The sequence below is a fragment of the Vescimonas sp. genome (genome assembly GCF_057856985.1).
The window spans coordinates 413,659-432,235 of sequence record NZ_DBLZXX010000001.1; the positions used below are offsets into that span (position 1 = coordinate 413,659).

The window sequence follows — 18,577 nt, forward strand, 5'->3', positions numbered from 1 at the left end:
GCTGCCGGAGAAAGGAGCTGCGGTATGAAGATCCTGTATGTGTCCAGCGAGGCATTCCCCTTCTGCAAGACCGGCGGACTGGCGGACGTGGCGGGCAGCCTGCCCCCTGCACTGGCCCGAAACGGCGACCAGGTGGCGGTGATCCTGCCGCTGTATGGCCAGATCGGCCAGCAGTGGCGGCAGCAGATGACCTTCCGCCGCTACATCTACGTGGACCTGGGCTGGCGCCATCAGTACTGCGGCCTGTTCTCGCTGGAGAAGGACGGCGTGACATGGTACTTCGTGGACAACGAGCACTATTTCTGCCGCGGCGCGCTGTACGGCGAGTACGACGACGGCGAGCGCTTCGCCTTTTTCTGCAAGGCGGTCATCGACCTGATGCCCAGTCTGGACTGGATGCCCGACATCCTCCACTGCAACGACTGGCAGACGGCGCTGGTGCCCATCTATCTTAAGGATGTCTGCACCCGCTGGGAGGCGGTGCGCCGCATCCGCACGGTGTTCACGATCCACAACATCGAGTATCAGGGACGCTACGGCGCGGACACCGTGGACCAGCTGTTCGGGCTGGATCGCGGCTGGTACAACGACGGCACCCTCCAGATGGACGGCGATGTGAACCTGATGAAGGGCGCCATGCTGGTGTCCGACGCTGTTACCACCGTCAGCCCCACCTACGCCGCCCAGCTTCACGACGCCGCCTATGCCGAGGGCATGGAGGGTGTGGTGCGCATGATCGACGGAAAGTTCTCCGGCGTGGTGAACGGGCTGGACGTGGCGGGCTACGACCCCGCCCATGATCCCGCCCTGCCGGAGAATTACGGCGTGGACCACATGGCGGGCAAGGCCGCCTGCAAGGCGTCTCTGCAAGCATCGCTGGGCCTTGCGCAGGAGCCGGACACACCGCTGATGGGCATCGTCAGCCGTCTGGTGGGCCACAAGGGCCTGGATATCGTGGAGCAGGGGCTGGACGGCATCATGGCCACCGGCTGCCAGCTGGTGGTGCTGGGCAAGGGCGAGAGCCGCTACGAGGACTTCTTCCGCGGCAAGGCGTGGGAGTACGGCGGCCGCCTGTCGGCCCAGATCACCTACGCCGAGGATCTGGCCCGCCGCGTCTACGCGGGCTGTGATCTGTTCCTGATGCCCTCCCGCAGCGAGCCCTGCGGCCTGAGCCAGATGATCGCCATGCGCTACGGCGCGGTGCCCATCGTCCGCCGCACCGGCGGGCTGGCGGACACGGTGAGATCCTGTCAGGTAGGGCAGGAGGACGGCACCGGCTACCTGTTCGAACGCTATGACGCCGGCGCCATGCTGGATGTTATCGGGCAGGCCACCGGCCTGTACCGCGGCGACCGCGCCGGCTTCGACACCGTGCGGCGGCGGGGCATGACGGCGGACTTCAGCTGGGCCCGCAGCGCCGGCGAATACCGCCATATCTACGAAAAACTGCTGGGCTGACGCCCGGCTGCTCATACGGAGGATCATTGTTTATGACGTATACCAAAGATACCCTGAAAGAAGCCATTATCCAGAAGCTGCGCCTGAACTACGGCTGTACCGAGAAGCAGGCCACCGATGGCGAGATGATGAAGGCCTGCGCTATGGTGCTGCGGGACATTATGGCCGAGCACGGTGTGCAGACCCGCGAGAAGGCCGCCCATGAGGGCCAGCGGAAGGTACACTACCTGTCCATGGAATTCCTGATGGGCCGCAGCCTCATGAAAAACGCCTACAATCTGGAGCTGCTGGACGATTTGGCCGCCGCCATCGACGAGCTGGGCTTCAAGGCCGCCGATATCTTCGAGATCGAGCCGGATGCCGGCCTGGGCAACGGCGGTCTGGGCCGTCTGGCCGCCTGCTATCTGGACAGCATGACCACGCTGGAGATCCCCGCCGCGGGCTACTCCATCTGCTACGAGCTGGGCATCTTCAAGCAGAAGATCGTGGAGGGCCAGCAGGTGGAGCTTCCGGACGACTGGATGCAGCTGGGCGACGCCTGGCTCCTGCCCAAGCTCCAGGAGGCGGAGGAGGTCCACTTCGGCGGCAAGGTCCGCACCCGCTGGGATAACGGCCACCTGATGGTGGTCCACGAGGACTATACCCGCGTTATGGCCGTGCCCTGCGACATGGAGATCGCCGGCTACGACACCGACCACGTCGACACCCTGCGCCTGTGGCAGGCCCGCAGCCCCAAGCCCATCGACATGAAGCTGTTCAGTCAGGGCCAGTACCTGCAGGCGTCGGAGGAGCGAGCCATGGCGGACGCTATCAGCCAGGTGCTCTATCCCGAGGACAACCACTACGAGGGCAAGTCCCTGCGCCTGAAGCAGCAGTATTTCTTCGTCTCCGCTACCATGCAGTCCATCACCCGCAAGCACATCGAGAACTACGGCACCCTGAAGAACTTCCACGAGAAGAACGTCATCCAGATCAACGACACCCACCCCGCGCTGGTGATCCCTGAGCTGATGCGCATCCTGGTGGACGACGCGGGCCTGGACTGGGACGAGGCGTGGCACATCGTCACCCACTGCGTGGCCTACACCAACCATACGGTGATGGCCGAGGCGCTGGAGGTCTGGCCGCAGCAGCTGTTTGAGACGCTGCTGCCCCGCATCTGGCAGATCCTGCAGGAGATCGCCCACCGCTGGCAGCGGCAGGTGGAGGACTATTTCCACGATCCCGCCAAGACCGCCAAGCTGGCCATTATCTGGGACGGCCACGTGCGCATGGCCAACCTGTGCCTGGCGGGTACTATGGCCGTCAACGGCGTATCGGCCCTGCACTCCGAGATCCTGCGCAAGGACGTGTTCAAGGAAGCCTGCCAGATGATGCCCGACAAGTTCAAGAACGTCACCAACGGCATCGACCACCGCCGCTGGCTGCCCCAGATCAACCGCGGCCTTAACGACCTGATCTGCGACCTCACCGGCGATGGCTACCTCACCCGTCCTCAGGAGCTGAAAAAGCTGGAGGCTTATGCCGACGACGCATCGGTGCTCCGGCGGCTGGAGGAGATCAAGCACCAGAATAAGCTGGCCTTCGCCGCCTACGCCAGGAAGCAGCAGGGCGTGGTGCTGAACACCGACGCTATCTTCGACGTGCAGGTGAAGCGGCTCCACGAGTACAAGCGCCAGCTGCTGAACGTGCTGCACATCATCTATCTGTACCAGCGGCTTCAGGATGATCCCAACATGGATATGCGGCCCCAGACCTTCCTGTTTGGCGCCAAGGCCGCTCCGGGCTACGCCGTGGCTAAGCGCATCATCCACCTTATCAACTCCCTGGCCGCCCAGATCGACCGCGATCCCATCTGCAAGGACAAGCTGCAGGTGGTGTTCCTGGAGAACTACCGCGTCTCTCTGGCGGAGATGCTGATGCCCGCCAGCGAGGTGAGCCAGCAGATATCCACCGCCGGCAAGGAGGCCAGCGGCACCGGAAATATGAAGTTCATGATGAACGGCGCCCTGACTGTGGGTACGCTGGACGGTGCCAACGTGGAGATGCACGAGGTGCTGGGAGATGAGAATATGTTCCTGTTCGGCCTGAAGGCCGATGAGGTGGCCCACCTGCGCCATACCTATGATCCCCAGCTGCTGTACCAGCGGGACCCTGTGCTGCGCCGCGTGGTGGATCAGCTCAAGACCGGCTTCGGCGACGGTGTCACCTACGAGGACATCTGGCAGCGGCTGGTAATGGGCGGGGACGGCCCCGCTGACCAGTATATGGTGCTGGCGGATTTCGCCGCCTACTGCGACGCCGAGGAGCGTATGAGCCGCACCTACGGCGACCGCGCACAGTGGAACCGTATGAGCCTGCTGAACATCGCCCGCAGCGGCATCTTCGCCGCCGATCGGGCCATCGCCCAGTATGCCGATACCATCTGGCACGTGCCGTATAAGAAATAAAGCCCGGAGAGGGGACCGCGCCGCGGTCCCCTCTTTTCTGTCACTTGACAGGCATGGTATACTAACATGGAGATTATATGGAAACACGAGGATACGGATATGGAAGTCACACAGGGCGCACCGTTTGAGAGCTTTGGCCTGTCAGAGGCCACCATGCGCGCCATTCGCAATAAGCACTATACCGTCAGTACGCCGGTGCAGGCCGGCTGCATCCCGCCCATGCTGGCCGGGAAGGACGTCATCGCAAAAGCACCCACCGGTACCGGTAAGACCATGGCCTTCGGCATTCCCATCATTGAGCGCATCGACCCCGAGAGCGAGGCGGTGCAGGCCGTCATCCTGGCCCCCACCCGCGAGCTGGCCATGCAGATCACCGACGAGATGCGGGATATCGCCGTGTGCCACGAGGGCGTGCGCCTGGTCTGCCTCTACGGCGGCCAGCCCATCGGCAAGCAGATCGACGCCCTGAAGCGCCGTCCCCAGATCGTGGTGGCCACCCCGGGCCGCCTCAGCGACCACATGAAGCGCCGTACCGTGACGCTGAAGGATGTGACTACCGTGGTGCTGGACGAGGCGGACCGGATGCTGGATATGGGCTTTATCCACGATGTTACCCGCATTCTGGACAAGATCCCCAACCGCAGGAATCTGGGTATGTTCTCCGCCACCATCTCCCGGGAAGTCATGGACATCTCCTGGGTGTACCAGCGGGACCCCGAGGAGATCACGGTCCAGGCCACCAAGGAGAATAAGCCCGACATCCTCCAGTACCGGCTGGAGGTGCCGTCCGACGGCAAGGTGGACGCCATCGTGCGTATCCTGAACTGCGAGAATTACGAGCGGGTCATCTGCTTCTGCAACACCAAGGGCAGCACCGAGCGGCTCACCAAGTTCCTGCAGATGCGGGGCGTGGACGCCCAGTGCATCCACGGCGACATCCCCCAGCGCAAGCGGGAGGAGGTCATGCAGCGGTTCCGCGACGGAAAGCTCCGGGTGTTCGTGGCAACGGATGTGGCCAGCCGCGGCATCGACGTGGACGATGTGGACGCCGTGTTCAACTACGAGGTGCCGGAGGAGAACGAGTACTACGTCCACCGCATCGGCCGGACGGGCCGCGCCAAAAAGCACGGCGTGGCGTACACGCTGCTCAGCGACTTCCCCAGCCGTATGCGGCTGGACGACATCGCCCGCAACACCCGCAGCCAGATCACGCCTGCCGCAGTGGATGAAAACGGCCATGTGACCCCTACGGAGAAAAAGTGACCTATCACAAAAAGAAAGTCCTCCGCGCTCTGCGCGGAGGACTTTCTTTTTGCTTCAGGGGGCGTTACAGGACTGCTTTGATGGCGGCCAGCAGGTCGTCGTAGTGCTCAAAAGCGGGCAGCTGGGGATATTCAGCCTTGATCTTGTCCGTGGTGCGGAACAGGAAACCGTACTTGCTGTGGAGGATCATCTCCATATCGTTGTAGCTGTCGCCGCTGGCGATGGTGTCGTAGCCCATGGACTGAAGGGCCCTGACGGTGGTGAGCTTGGAGTGCTCGCACCGCATCAGATGACGGGAAATGTATCTGTTTTCGTCAATTTCCAGGGTATTGCACAACAAAGTGGGGTATCCGAGTTTCTTCATCAGGGGCATAGCGAACTGATCGAACGTGTCGCTGAGGATCACCACCTGGGCCACGCTGCGCAGCTCGTCCAGAAACTCTTTTGCGCCGGGAAGGGGGTCGATTTTGGCGATAACGTCCTGAATCTGATGCAATTTCAAACCTTTTTCGCGCAAGAGACTGATGCGCCAGCGCATGAGCTTGTCATAATCCGGCTCGTCGCGGGTGGTGCGTCGCAGCTCGGGGACGCCACTCTCCTCAGCAAAGGCGATCCAGAGCTCGGGAACCAGAACGCCCTCCATATCCAAGCATACAATATTCATAAAAGCGGCTCCTTTCTCACTTTTTCAGTACCTCTGCCAGCACATAGTCCAGCATGGCATCCTTGTCGATCACGTCCTTGTGCAGCACGGGACGGCCCTCCAGCCCTGCCAGATTCCGGGGGATGGGGACGCCGGAAATGCGGCAAAGCTCGTTCATCATGAAGAACTCATTTTCGCCCGTCTCCCGGCCCAGCGCAGACAGCACCGCAGCAGGGAATTTGTAGGGCGAGGCGGTGGACAGCACCACCGTCGGGGCACCGGTATCATGCAGTTCTTCGCTGAGCTGCTCCGCCACGGACCAGGCCACGGCGGTGTGGGGGTCGCAGAGATAGTGCTGCTCCCGCCACAGGCGGCCGATGACATCGGCGGCGCCCTTGTCGTCGCAGCAGCCGCAGGAGAAGTCCTGCTTCAGCTGGGCCAGCAGCCGGTCAGACAGCTGGTAGACGCCGTCCTCCCGCAGCTGACGCATCAGCTCCGCCACATAGGCGGGGTCGCGGGACAGCAGGAACAGCAGACGCTCCAGATTGCTGGACACCAGAATGTCCATGGAGGGGGAGGTGGTCTTGTAGAAGGGGCGGCGGCGGTCGTAGCGGCCGGTGGAGATGAACTCCGTCAGCACATCGTTGGCGTTGCTGGCGCAGACCAGACGGCCCACGGGCAGGCCCATGCACTTGGCAAAATAACCCGCCAGAATGTCGCCGAAGTTGCCGGTGGGCACCACGTAGTTTACCTTGTCGCCCACCCGGATGCGGCCGCTTTTGACCAGATCCGCGTAGGAGCGGAAATAGTACACCACCTGGGGGGCCAGACGGCCGATGTTGATGGAGTTGGCGGAGGAGAGCATGGCTCCGTGAAGGTCCTTGCCCTGACAGGCGGCAAACACCTGCTTCACGCCGGTCTGGGCGTCGTCGAAGTTGCCGCGGACGGCGCAGACCTTCACGTTGTCACCTGTCTGGGTGGCCATCTGGGCCTGCTGGACGGCGGAGACGCCGCCCTCGGGGTAGAACACGATGATGCGGGTACCCTTCACGTCGTGGAAGCCCTCCAGCGCGGCCTTGCCGGTGTCGCCGGAGGTGGCGGTGAGGATGACCACGTCGCCGGTCATGCCCTCGGCCCTGGCGGCGGCGCCGATGAGGCGGGGCAGCACCGACAGGGCCACATCCTTGAAGGCGGAGGTGGGACCGTGGTACAGCTCCAGCACATAGCTGCCGCCCACGGGCACCAGCGGGGTCAGGTCCATGGTGGGGAACTTGCCGGCATAGCTCCGACGGACAATGTCATCCATATCGGAGAAGTCCGGCAGCAGTGCGGACAGGATCTTCGCGGCCATGTCCATGGTGTCCAGCTTCAGAGCGCCCTGCCAGTCAAAGTGCAGCTGGGCGGGATCACAGATATACAGGCCGCCGTCGGGGGCGATGCCCTCCAGCACCGCGTGGGTGGAGGGAGCGGTCAGGTCGGCGTTACGGGTACTATGGTACAGCATAGGAAAAGTCCTCCAAAATTTCTCTTGCATTTCTGATGACGCTATGATACACTGTCGCCAACAAAAAAGCAAGTGTTTTTATCTCGCGGACAAATGCAAACAATTTGTCGCCATGATAAAAGTGCTGCTGCAAAAATTCCGGAAGTATGAGGCAAAAATATGTTGAAAGTATTGAAATTCGGCGGCTCGTCCATGGCGGACGAAAAACAGTTCGCCAAGGTACGGGACATTGTGAGGGCTGACGACAGCCGCCGCGTGGTGGTGGTCAGCGCCGCCGGTAAGCGGGAGAAGAACGACCACAAGATCACGGACCTGCTGTATCTGTGCCACGCACATTTGCAGTACGGCGTCAGCTGCGACGGTATCTATGATATGATCCGCTCCCGCTATGTGGCCATCCGCGACGCGCTGGGGCTGAAGACTCCGCTGGAGGCGGAGTTTGCCGCCCTGCGGGAGAAGATGGACAAGGGCATCAGCGCCGATGAGCTGGTATCCCGCGGCGAGTACTTCGCGGCGGAGCTGATGGCGGACTATCTGGGCTTTGATTTTCTGGACAGCTCCCTGTGGCTGAAGTTCAAGCTGGACGGCACGGTAGACCAGGAGGCCAGCTATGAGAACCTGCGCCGCGCCGCGTCGGGCCGGAGGGTGGTCATTCCGGGATTCTACGGGGCCATGCCCGACGGCAGCGTCCACACGTTTTCCCGCGGCGGCAGCGACATTACCGGCGCACTGGCCGCGGCGGCGCTGGACGCCGACGTGTACGAGAACTGGACGGATGTGTCCGGCTTCCTGATGGCGGACCCCAAGATCGTCAAGGACCCCAAGCCCATCGAGCGCATCACCTACGCCGAGCTCCGCGAGCTCAGCTATATCGGCGCACAGGTGCTCCACGAAGGCACGGTGTCGCCGGTGCGGGAGAAGAACATCCCCCTGAATATCCGCAACACCAACCAGCCGGAGCATCCGGGCACCATGATCCGGGAGACCTTCGAGGAGTCGGAGACGGAGCGCACCTCCGGCAGCATGATCACCGGCATCGCCGGGAAGAAGGGCTTCTCCGTCATCACCCTCACCAAGAACGGCATGTCCTCGGAGCTGGGGGCGGTGCGCCGCATCCTGGAGGTGCTGGAGCGGTACAACATCAATGTGGACTATCTGCCCTCCGGCATCGACAGCGTGTCGCTGGTGGTGGAGACCGGCAAGTCCTCACCGTATCTGTATCAGGCCATGGGCGACCTGGAGAAGGAGATAAAGCCCGACAGCCTGCACCTTACCGACGGCATGGCCATCGTGGCGGCCGTGGGCCGGAAGATGGCGTTCCAGCCCGGTTCTTCCGGCAAGATCTTCGGCAAGCTGGGTGAAAACGGCATCAACATCCGCATGATCACCCAGGGGCCGGAGGAACTGAACATTATCGTGGGCGTGGACGGAGCTGACTTTGAGAAGGCCATCCGCACGCTGTACGACAGCTTTGTGAAATAAAAAAGGAGGAGCTATCCATGAAACAGTATAAAGTTGCGATCCTGGGCGCCACCGGTGCGGTGGGCCGCGAGATGATGAAGATCCTGGCGGAGCGGGATTTCCCCGTGGCAGAGCTGCACCTGCTGGCGTCGGAACGGTCCGTGGGGCAGCTGCTGCCCTGGAAGGGACAGGACATCGCCGTGGAGCTGGCCTGCGATGAGGCCTTCAAGGGCATGGACATCGTGCTGGGCGCGGCGGAGAACGACATCGCCAAGAGGTTTGCGCCGGCCATCGTCAAGGCGGGGGCCGTGTTTGTGGACAACTCCAGCGCGTTCCGCATGGACCCCGATGTGCCGCTGGTCATTCCTGAAATCAACCCCGAGGACGCCAGGAAGCATAAGGGCATCATCGCCAACCCCAACTGCACCACCATCGTGTCGCTGGTGGCCATCAACGCCCTGAACCAGGACAGCCCCATCGAGAGCATCATCGCCTCCAGCTATCAGGCGGTGTCCGGTGCGGGAGCCGGCGGCCCCATCGAGCTGCTGAACGAGGTGGAGCGGCTGGGCCAGGGCGAGCCGGTGGAGCCTAAGGTGTTCCAGTACCAGATCGCCTATAACGTCATTCCCCAGATCGGCGGCGAGGCCTTCGAGGGCTACACCTCCGAGGAGATGAAGATGCAGAACGAGGGGCGCAAGATCATGCACCTGCCGGAGCTGAAGGTCAGCTGCACCTGCGTGCGGGTGCCGGTGGTGCGGAGCCACAGCGTGTCTATCGTGGTGCGGACCAGAGAGAAGATCTCCGTGGAGCGAGCGCGGCAGCTGATCGCGGCGGCACCGGGGTGCCGTCTGGTGGACGATCTGGCCAACAAGCGCTATCCCATGCCGCTGGAGACCAGCGATCAGGATCTGGTGTTCGTGGGCCGCATCCGCGACGACCTCACCAGCGACAACGGTCTGAACATCTGGTGCTGCGGCGATCAGGTGCGCAAGGGCGCGGCCACCAACGCCGTGCAGATCGCCCAGCTGCTGGTGCAGGAGTAAGGGAATATCGGACATCGAAAGTAAAGCCGCCTTCGGGCGGCTCAGCAAGCCGGAAAGTCCGCATGGGCTTCCCGGCTTGCTGCTTGCAAAATCGCAAAATCAGGGCAATTGCTGATTTTGCGATTTTGGTCGCTGCGGCGGGTGACGAAACGCGAAAGGGAACCCTGACGGTTCCCTTTCACACGATCCTTCCCTCCGAGACCTCTGGCCGGATGCACATTTGGGGGGACAGCTTTACTTTTTCGGCGAAACCGGATATAATGGCAGAAAACGACCCCACGGAGGAACAGCCTATGAGAAATTGGAGACGGGCGGCGGCGCTGCTGCTGGCCCTTTGTATGACGGTGCTGCTGGCAGCCTGCGGCGAGGACCCCAACGATGAGGAGAAGCTGTCGGTGGTGATGACCGGCACGGTGCGGACTATGGACCCCGCTCAGGCGGTGACGCCGGCGGAGCGCACCGTGGTCAAGCATGTGTTTGAGAACCTGATGCGGCCCAGCGCCGAGGGCGCGGTTCACGCCGTGGCCCGCAGCTACACCGAGGAGACGGCGCTGGACGGCACGGTGACGTATACGTTCCAGCTGCGTACCGACGCGAAATGGTCTGACGGCAGCGCCGTCACGGCCGGCGACTTCGTGTACGCCTGGCGGCGGCTGGTGGACCCTGAGACCAACAGCCCCAACGCCGATGCGCTGGCCATGGTGGCGGGGTACGACAAGGCGGTGCTGGGCGATACCGAGGCGCTGCAGGTGTCGGCACCGGATGACCACACGCTGGTGGTGGTGCTCAGCGGCAGCTACCCGTCGTTCATCGAGAGCACCTGCACGTCGGCAGTCACCATGCCGGTGCAGGAGAAGGCGGTGACGGGCCACGACAACTGGAGCGTCAGCAGCCTGTGGTTCATGGGCAACGGCGCCTACGAGCGCACCGGCGACTGGAGCGACAGTACGCGGCTGACGCTGCACACCCGTGCGGCGTACTACGACGTGAAGCGGCTGGGGCCGGATCGCATCGACATCCAATTGAAGGACCGGCAGGCGGCGGACGCCAGTGCCGGAAAGGTGGATATCGTCATCGGGGCCGGCGGGGAGGACGCCCAGCAGGGCGGCGACCCCACGGTGGGCATCCTGCTGTTGAACCAGATGGCCACCAGCATGAGCCGCAGTGAGCTGCGGCGGGCGCTGAGTCTGGTCATCGACCGCAATGCGGTGGCGGAGGCCATGGGGCAGGACTACACGGCGGCGGAGGGACTGGTGCCCTACGGCATCCTTACCGCCAGCGGGGAGGAGTTCCGCGTGGTCAACGGCACACGGATCGACAACGATCCGGACAAGTACGAGGAGCGGTGTCAGGGTGCGCTGGCGCTGCTGCGGCAGGCGGGGTACAGCAACGCCGTGAGCCTCAGCGCGCTGGACACGGTGACGCTGGCATATGACCGGACATCGACCCAGGCTCAGGCGGCCCAGCAGCTCCAGCAGCTCTGGGAGGCACGGCTGGGCATCAAGGTGCAGCTGGTGGGGCTGGAGAGCTTCGAGCTGAAGCAGCGGCTGGCGAACGGCGAGTTCGTGATCGCGCTGATGGAGATGACGGCCTGCAACAACGATGCGGCTGCCTATCTGGACCCCTGGCGCAGTACGGACATGCGAAACTACGGCATGCTGTACCTCAACGCCTACGACATTCTGATGAAGATCGCGGCCACCAGCAATTCCCAGGAGGCGGAGGACGCCTACCTGCGGGATGCAGAGCAGCTGCTGCTGGAGACGGGGTACGTCATCCCGCTGTACGGCAGGACGCAGCCCTGCGTCATCCGCGACGGTGTGCTGGGCGCGGTGCCCGACGGGCTGGGGAACTGGTACTTCGGCGGCGTGACCCACGCGTCATAAGGAAGATAGAAGCAAGCACCCCGCAGGCATTGCCTGCGGGGTGCTTGCTTCGTGCGGGATGATGCGTGTGTCTGCGGGGTGCTGTTTGCGTGTGGCGGAGATGTTATTTGCGGCGGGCGGAGTCCACCACCACAGCCTGGGCGCGGGCCAGCTTCAGGTCGTGGCGCAGGCGCAGGGGCGGCAGCTGCTGGCGCAGCAGGTCGCGGGACAGCTGGTACTGGGCGGAGAGCTCCGCGTACTTCTGCTCCACGTCGTCGTCGGTGACGTCAATACCCTCCAGACGGGCGATCTCCGTCATGGCCAGCTCAAAGCGGGCGGCGCCGGCGGCCTGCTCCCGCGCGTGGGCGCGGAGGTCCTCCATGGAGGTGCCGCTGGACTCCAGATACTGCTCCAGCTGCACACCCTGACTCTCCAGATGGCCGCGCAGCTCCTGAATAAGGCCGTCCAGCTGGTTTTCCACCATGGCGTCGGGCAGCTCGACCTCCATGCCTGCCAGCACCTGACCGATCAGGTCGTTGGCGAACTGCTCTGCGGCCTCCGACTGCTTTTTGGCCACCGCCTGCTCCATGACGCTGCGGCGCAGGTGGGACAGCTCCTCAAAGCCCTGCGCCCTGGCAAATGCGTCGTCCAGCGTGGGCATGGAGCGGCGGGTGATCTCATGGACCTTGATGTGGAACGTGGCGTCCTTGCCCGCCAGCTCCGGCGTGTAGGCGGTGGGGAAGGTCACATGGATATCCCGCTCCTCGCCTGTACGGGCGCCGGCCACCTGCTCCTCAAAGCCGGGGATGAAATAGCCGCTGCCCAGCAGCAGGGGATAGCTCTCACCCTTGCCGCCCTCGAAGGCCACACCGTCCACGAAGCCCTCAAAGTCCAGCACCACCTCGTCGCCCATGGCGGCACGGTCGGGATGCTCCTCGGTCATGTGGGCGCGGGCGTACTCCTCCAGCGCGGCCTGGGTGTCCTCCTCGGACAGCTCCGCCTGGGGGTACACGGCGCTGAGGCCCTTGTACTGGCCCAGCTTTACCTCGGGGTACAGGTCGATGAGAGCGGTAAAGGTGAAGCCATCCGGGCCAATGTCCTCCACCGTCAGGGTGGGGGTGCCGGCGATGGAGATGTCCTCCTGTCCGATGGCATCCACCAGCGCCTGGGGATACGTCTCGTTGACGGCCTCCTGATACAGGAAATCGCTGCCGTAGACGGCCTCGATCTTCTCGCGGGTGGGTTCGCCCTCCACGGGGCACAGGGCCTTGATGCCGTTGTAGCAGTGCATCAGCGCGTCCTGCCATGTGCCGCGGTCCACGGCTACGGTCAGGCGCACCTGGCGGTTTTCCGGAATGTTCTCGCGTTTTTTGATCTCCATGGGAGGTCCTCCTTCTTTCGGCAAAAGCTGCCTGTTATCATCAGTATACTATACCCACCGGCGGATGGCAAGCCTGTCAGACACTTCCGGGAGAATGACGGATTTGTAAAATTATTGTGACATTTATCACAAAACGGTTGCCTGCGGCGGGGGCATCTGCTACAATACGGGACACGACTATCATCCTGTGGGAGGTTTCTATGCAGCGCATCAAGACGTTTATCCACGACCATCCGCACATATGGTGGGGGCTGTTTCTGCCTGTCTATCTGGGCATATTCTTCACCATTGAGCACTTTATCACCGACAACTACTGGGCTACCCAGCTGCCCATCGACTACAAGATCCCGTTTCTGGAGGGCTTTGCCCCCATCTACGCCAGCTGGAGCGTACTGCTGTTTATTCTGGGAATCTACCTCATCCTCAAGGATGGCGAGGGCTTCCGGCGGTACATGTGGAGCATCATGATCACGTTTCTGTTCAGCACGCTCATCTGCGCCCTGATCCCCAACGGGCAGGACCTGCGGCCCGCTGTGATGCCCAGGGACAACATCTTCTGCGACCTGGTGGCCTACACCTACTCGCTGGACACCAACACCAACGTGTTCCCCAGCGTCCACGTGGTGGGCGTCATTGACGCATGGTTCGCCATATGGCACACCAGAGGGCTGAAGAAGCGGGCGTGGCGGTGGAGCACTGCGGTGTACGGCGTTCTGATCATCGCATCCACCGTGTTCATCAAGCAGCATGCGGTCATCGACGTGCTGGCGGGCCTTGTGGTGGGATTTCTGGGCAACTATATCGTATACGGTATCATAGGCAGGCGGCGGTCCCGCCGCCTGAGAAGGGAGGCGTAAAAGCAATGGAGATCGGCGCATCCCCGCTGTTCCGCGGGATCAGCGAGGAGTCCCAGCAGGCCATGCGTACCTGCTTTGACATGCGGGAGGTCAGCTTCCGCGCCGACGAGGTGATATACGACTTTGGCGCGGGGCGGAACATGGTGGGCGTGCTGGCGGAGGGCGCAGCGGTCATCGAGCGCATCGACCAGCAGGGAAGCCGCACCATTCTGGAGCGGCTGGAGAGCGGCGGCGTGTTCGGGGAGATGCTGATGTTCGAGAATGTGGCCGGCGACAGCATCACCGTGGTGGCGGAGACCGCCTGCCGCGTGTGGTTCATGGCCGCCGACCAGGTGACGAAGCGGTGCGAAAAAGCCTGCACCCACCACACACAGGTGGTGGAGAACATGTTCCAGCTGGTGGCAGAGAAGGCCACGTCTCTGTATGAGCGGGTAGAGGTGCTGAGCCGCCGCAGCATACGGGACAAGCTGATGTGCTATTTCTCGCTGATGGCCGCCAAAAACCGCAGCGGGGAGTTCTTGCTGCCGTTTTCCCTCAGTGCGCTGGCGGACTATATCTCCACGGACCGCAGCGCCATGATGCGGGAGCTGAAGAAGATGCGGCAGGAGGAACTGGTGGATGTCCATGGCCGGAAAGTCCTGCTGCAGCAGAGGGTCTGAGCCGTTTTCCGGCAAATGAAGATTGACGGGTCTGCCGGTTGGTGTTACAATAAAGCGGAGAACGGGTATGCCGTGACAGTGATCCACTATGCCGGACACCGAACATTAGAGAAGAAGGAGCCGTGATGTATGTATCGCATCGTTAGAAAAGAAGCGCTGAAGCCCACTGTGATCCTGTACGAGATCGAAGCGCCTATGGTCGCCAAGAAGGCGGAGCCGGGCCAGTTCATTATCCTGCGTGTGGATGAGAAGGGCGAGCGCATCCCCATTACGATCCACGACTATGACCGCGAAAAGGGCACCGTGACCATTATCGTCCAGACCGTGGGCGCTACCACCGAGAAGCTGAGCCACAAGCAGCAGGGCGACTGTCTCCACGATTTCGTGGGTCCCCTGGGCCGCCCCACCGAGACGGAGGGCAAGAAGAAGGTCTGTGTCGTCGGCGGCGGCGTGGGCTGCGCCATCGCCTACCCCGTGCTGAAGAAGTACCATGACTGCGGCGCAGAGGTCCACGCTGTGGTGGGCTTCAAGAGCAAGGACGTGGTCATTCTGGAGGATAAGTTCAAGGCGGTTTCCTCTGTGCTGAAGGTCTGCACCGACGACGGCTCCTACGGCCAGAAGGGCCTTGTTACCGAGGCGCTGAAGCAGCTGCTGGACGAGGGCAATCAGTATGACGAGATCTTCGCCATCGGCCCCATGGTCATGATGAAGTTCGTCTGTAAGACCACCGAGCCCTACGGCGTGCCCACCACCGTGTCCATGAGCCCCATCATGATCGACGGCACCGGCATGTGCGGCGGCTGCCGCCTTACCGTGGGCGGCGAGACCCGTTTCGCCTGCGTGGACGGCCCCGACTTCGACGGCCACAAGGTGGACTGGGATCTGGCCGTGAAGCGCAACCAGATGTACCACGACTTCGAGGTGCATAAGCACGAGGAAGTCTGCAATCTGTTCAAGCAGGAGGTAAAGTAAGATGGCTGGCAAGATCAACATGCGTTTGGATAAGAACGAGATGCCTTCTCAGGACCCTCAGGTCCGCAACAAGAACTTCCTCGAGGTGGCGCTGGGCTACACTGAGGAGCAGGCGCTGGACGAGGCCGCCCGCTGCCTGAACTGTAAGAACCATCCCTGCGTGGACGGCTGTCCCGTCAACGTGCGCATCCCCGAGTTTATTCAGAAGATCGTGGAGAAGGACTATGAGGGCGCATATCAGGTCATCCATCAGACCAGCTCCCTGCCCGCCGTGTGCGGCCGTGTATGTCCCCAGGAGAGCCAGTGCGAGATGCACTGCGTCCGCGGCAAGAAGGGCGATCCCGTGGGCATCGGCCGTCTGGAGCGCTTCGTGGCTGACTGGCACAACGCCCACAGCACCGAGGCCGCTGCCAAGCCCGAGAGCAACGGCCACAAGGTGGCGGTCATCGGCTCCGGCCCCGCGGGCCTGACCTGCGCCGGCGACCTGGCCAAGAAGGGCTATGAGGTCACGGTATTTGAGGCACTGCATCTGGCCGGCGGCGTGCTGGTGTACGGCATCCCCGAGTTCCGTCTGCCCAAGGCTATCGTCCAGAAGGAAGTGGACGGTCTGAAGGCCATGGGCGTGAAGGTGGAGACCAACACCGTGGTGGGCCGCACCATCACCATCGACGAGCTCATGGAGGAGAACGGATTTGAGGCCGTGTTTATCGGCTCCGGCGCCGGTCTGCCCATGTTCATGAACATCCCCGGCGAGAACCTGAAGGGCGTCTACTCCGCCAACGAATTCCTGACCCGCATCAACCTGATGAAGGCGTACCTGCCCGACAGCGACACGCCCATCATGGATCTGAAGGGCAAGACCGTGGCCGTGGTGGGCGGCGGCAACGTGGCTATGGACGCAGCCCGCTGCTCCAAGCGCCTGGGCGCCGAGGTGTACGTGGTGTACCGCCGCGGTATGGAGGAGCTTCCCGCCCGTCATGAGGAGGTGGAGCATGCCATCGAGGAGGGCGTCATCTTCAAGACGCTGAACAATCCCGTGCAGATCAACGGCGATGAGCAGGACTGCGTGAAGTCCATGACCTGCGTGGAGATGGAGCTGGGTGAGCCGGATGCCTCCGGCCGCCGCCGTCCCGTGGAGAAGAAGGGCAGCGAGTTCGACCTGCCGGTGGACGCTGTCATCATGTCTCTGGGCACCAGCCCCAACCCGCTGATCAAGTCCACCACCAAGGGCCTGGAGGTCAACAAGAAGGGCGGCATCATCGTCAACGAGGAGGGCCTTACCTCCCGTCAGGCCGTGTACGCCGGCGGCGATGCCGTCACCGGTGCGGCTACCGTCATTCTGGCCATGGGCGCAGGCAAGCTGGGCGCCAAGTCCATCGACGAGTACCTGAGCGCCAAATAAAAGGGACTACATACGGCCCGCCCTCGGCGAACAGCCGTAGGGCGGGCTTTGTACCGCTGAGAACAGGAGGAGCACCGTGGCGAATTTCACGAAGCAGGCCATCAAGGCGTCGTTCATGAAGCTGCTGAACCAGAAGCCGCTGAGTAAGATCAGCGTCCGCGACATCGTGGAGGACTGCGGTATCAACCGCAACTCCTTCTACTACCACTTTCAGGATATTCCCTCCCTGCTGGGGGAGATCGTGACGGAGCAGACCGATGAGCTGATCCGGCAGTACCCGACCATCTCCTCCATGGAGGAATGCTTCTCCGTGGCGTTCCACACGGCACGGGAGAACCGCCGCGCTGTGATGCACATTTTCAACTCCGCCAATCGGGATATGTTCCTGCAGGACACCATGCGGCTGTGCGAGTACGTGGTGGATACGTATCTCACCACCGTGTTCTCCGATGCCAGCATCTCCGGCGGCGACCGGCGGGTGGTGGTGCAGTTCATGAAGTGCCAGCTGTTCGGCGTGTGGATCGACTGGGTCAGCGGCGGCATGAAGGAGGAGTCATTGAGCGACCTGCAGCGGATGCTCCAGCTGTGCCGCGGCGTGCCGGAGCTTATCGTGGCTCACAGCAACAACCGGCAGCTGTGAGCGGCGACAGACAAACGGTCCGCTTTGCCCAAAAATCAGACGTATACAGGGAGATGTCCGAATTTCGGGCATCTCTTTTTTCTGCCCGTACCGCAGAGCGCGGCGGCGCGGTATCATGGGGCATGACAAAAAGAAAGGCGCGGAACGCGCGAAGGGAGATGCAAGTTGTGCGGAATGTGAGATCAACGGGGCCGCTGTGGGCCGTGAAAACCGGATATATCGTGGTGTCGGTGCTGTTCTGCGTGCTGGGCGCGGTGCTGCTGGTGATGTCGGAGCGGTGCGTGCCGTGGATCGGCAGGGCGCTGGGCATCGGTATGGTGGTGTGCGGGGCCATCAAGCTGGGCGGATACTTCTCCAAGGATCTGTTCCGGCTGGCGTTTCAGTACGACCTGGCCTTCGGGAGCCTGCTCATCGCTGTGGGCATCATCGCCCTGTGCCACCCCGGGGAGGCCATGAGCTTTTTGTGCGTGATGTTTGGTATCCCCGTGCTGGCGGACGGCCTGTTCAAGATCCAGATCGCCGTGGACGCCAGGCGATTCGGTATTCCCCAGTGGTGGCTGGTACTGGCGCTGGCAGTGCTCACAGGCGTCATCGGACTGCTGCTGGTGCTGCGGCCCACCGAGGGGGCTCAGGCACTGGTGATGCTGATGGGCGTGTCGCTGCTGCTGGACGGCGCACTGAACCTCAGCGTGGCGCTGTGCGCCGTGAAGGTGGTGCGGCATCAGCAGCCGGACGTGATCGAGACAGACGATTTCGAGATCGAGTGAGAGAAAAAAGGGAAAGAGTACCGGCGCACCGCAGGGTGCGCCGGTACTCTTTTTACGCAGGGGGGGGAGAGCGTTTTGTGCGCGAACAGGGGACGGATATCCAATTTTTGAAAAAAGGACCGTGATTTTGCCGAAAAGTAAAAAACCATTAGAAAGTGCTTGCGCAGGCGGGGGGCGGCATGTTACTATAATGGCATATATGCCAGAAATAG

The 18,577-nt window shown here is 62.5% G+C and carries 15 protein-coding genes; 12 read left to right on the plus strand and 3 right to left on the minus strand.

Annotated elements, in window-relative coordinates; genetic code table 11:
• Nucleotides 1-24 precede the first annotated feature (24 nt).
• The 3 genes from glgA (at nucleotide 25) to ACZM22_RS01880 (ending at nucleotide 5,171) form a co-directional block, all read left to right on the plus strand.
• A complete protein-coding gene (gene glgA, locus ACZM22_RS01870; protein ID WP_489542922.1) occupies nucleotides 25-1,458 on the plus strand; it encodes a glycogen synthase GlgA in 1,434 nt (477 codons plus the stop codon).
• A gap of 32 nt (nucleotides 1,459-1,490) precedes the next feature.
• Nucleotides 1,491-3,908 (plus strand): glycogen/starch/alpha-glucan phosphorylase, encoded by a 2,418-nt coding sequence (locus ACZM22_RS01875; protein WP_489542923.1) that lies wholly within the window; start codon nucleotides 1,491-1,493, stop codon nucleotides 3,906-3,908.
• Nucleotides 3,909-4,007: 99 nt separating this feature from the next.
• A complete protein-coding gene (locus ACZM22_RS01880) occupies nucleotides 4,008-5,171 on the plus strand; it encodes a DEAD/DEAH box helicase (protein WP_483268209.1) in 1,164 nt (387 codons plus the stop codon).
• A gap of 64 nt (nucleotides 5,172-5,235) precedes the next feature.
• Here ACZM22_RS01880 and thrH read toward each other — a convergent pair whose 3' ends face one another.
• The gene (gene thrH, locus ACZM22_RS01885) at nucleotides 5,236-5,835 is read right to left on the minus strand and encodes a bifunctional phosphoserine phosphatase/homoserine phosphotransferase ThrH (protein WP_489542924.1); all 600 of its coding nucleotides are present in this window, start codon (nucleotides 5,833-5,835) and stop codon (nucleotides 5,236-5,238) included.
• 16 nt (nucleotides 5,836-5,851) lie between these two features.
• Nucleotides 5,852-7,318 (minus strand): threonine synthase, encoded by a 1,467-nt coding sequence (gene thrC / locus ACZM22_RS01890; protein ID WP_489542925.1) that lies wholly within the window; start codon nucleotides 7,316-7,318, stop codon nucleotides 5,852-5,854.
• A 159-nt stretch (nucleotides 7,319-7,477) separates the two neighbouring features.
• On the opposite strand from thrC, the gene ACZM22_RS01895 reads away from it, so the two are divergent.
• The 3 genes from ACZM22_RS01895 (at nucleotide 7,478) to ACZM22_RS01905 (ending at nucleotide 11,708) form a co-directional block, all read left to right on the plus strand.
• Nucleotides 7,478-8,800 carry an aspartate kinase gene (locus tag ACZM22_RS01895; protein ID WP_489542926.1) on the plus strand — a complete coding sequence of 441 codons (1,323 nt, stop codon included), beginning with the start codon at nucleotides 7,478-7,480 and terminating at the stop codon, nucleotides 8,798-8,800.
• A 17-nt stretch (nucleotides 8,801-8,817) separates the two neighbouring features.
• The gene (locus ACZM22_RS01900; protein WP_483268213.1) at nucleotides 8,818-9,822 is read left to right on the plus strand and encodes an aspartate-semialdehyde dehydrogenase; all 1,005 of its coding nucleotides are present in this window, start codon (nucleotides 8,818-8,820) and stop codon (nucleotides 9,820-9,822) included.
• A 293-nt stretch (nucleotides 9,823-10,115) separates the two neighbouring features.
• Entirely contained in the window at nucleotides 10,116-11,708 is a 1,593-nt protein-coding gene (locus ACZM22_RS01905; RefSeq protein WP_489542927.1) for a peptide ABC transporter substrate-binding protein, read from the plus strand.
• Nucleotides 11,709-11,811: 103 nt separating this feature from the next.
• Here the strand turns inward: ACZM22_RS01905 and tig are convergent, their stop codons facing one another.
• Nucleotides 11,812-13,068 carry a trigger factor gene (gene tig / locus ACZM22_RS01910; RefSeq protein ID WP_489542928.1) on the minus strand — a complete coding sequence of 419 codons (1,257 nt, stop codon included), beginning with the start codon at nucleotides 13,066-13,068 and terminating at the stop codon, nucleotides 11,812-11,814.
• Nucleotides 13,069-13,268: 200 nt separating this feature from the next.
• Here tig and ACZM22_RS01915 point away from each other — a divergent pair, with 200 nt between their 5' ends.
• The 6 genes from ACZM22_RS01915 to ACZM22_RS01940 all read left to right on the plus strand — a co-directional run bounded on the left by ACZM22_RS01915 (nucleotide 13,269) and on the right by ACZM22_RS01940 (nucleotide 18,365).
• Complete coding sequence (locus ACZM22_RS01915) at nucleotides 13,269-13,925, plus strand: phosphatase PAP2 family protein (protein WP_489542929.1); 657 nt, start codon at nucleotides 13,269-13,271, stop codon at nucleotides 13,923-13,925.
• A gap of 5 nt (nucleotides 13,926-13,930) precedes the next feature.
• On the plus strand, nucleotides 13,931-14,584 hold the full coding sequence (locus ACZM22_RS01920) for a Crp/Fnr family transcriptional regulator (RefSeq protein WP_489542930.1): 654 nt from the start codon (nucleotides 13,931-13,933) through the stop codon (nucleotides 14,582-14,584).
• A 129-nt stretch (nucleotides 14,585-14,713) separates the two neighbouring features.
• Complete coding sequence (locus ACZM22_RS01925; protein WP_489542931.1) at nucleotides 14,714-15,556, plus strand: sulfide/dihydroorotate dehydrogenase-like FAD/NAD-binding protein; 843 nt, start codon at nucleotides 14,714-14,716, stop codon at nucleotides 15,554-15,556.
• Between the two features lies 1 nt (nucleotide 15,557).
• Nucleotides 15,558-16,958, plus strand: a complete 1,401-nt coding sequence (gene gltA, locus ACZM22_RS01930) for an NADPH-dependent glutamate synthase (protein ID WP_483267820.1) — start codon at nucleotides 15,558-15,560, stop codon at nucleotides 16,956-16,958.
• Between the two features lie 76 nt (nucleotides 16,959-17,034).
• On the plus strand, nucleotides 17,035-17,598 hold the full coding sequence (locus tag ACZM22_RS01935; RefSeq protein WP_483267821.1) for a TetR/AcrR family transcriptional regulator C-terminal domain-containing protein: 564 nt from the start codon (nucleotides 17,035-17,037) through the stop codon (nucleotides 17,596-17,598).
• Nucleotides 17,599-17,801: 203 nt separating this feature from the next.
• Nucleotides 17,802-18,365 (plus strand): HdeD family acid-resistance protein, encoded by a 564-nt coding sequence (locus tag ACZM22_RS01940; protein WP_489542932.1) that lies wholly within the window; start codon nucleotides 17,802-17,804, stop codon nucleotides 18,363-18,365.
• The last annotated feature ends 212 nt before the right edge of the window (nucleotides 18,366-18,577 follow it).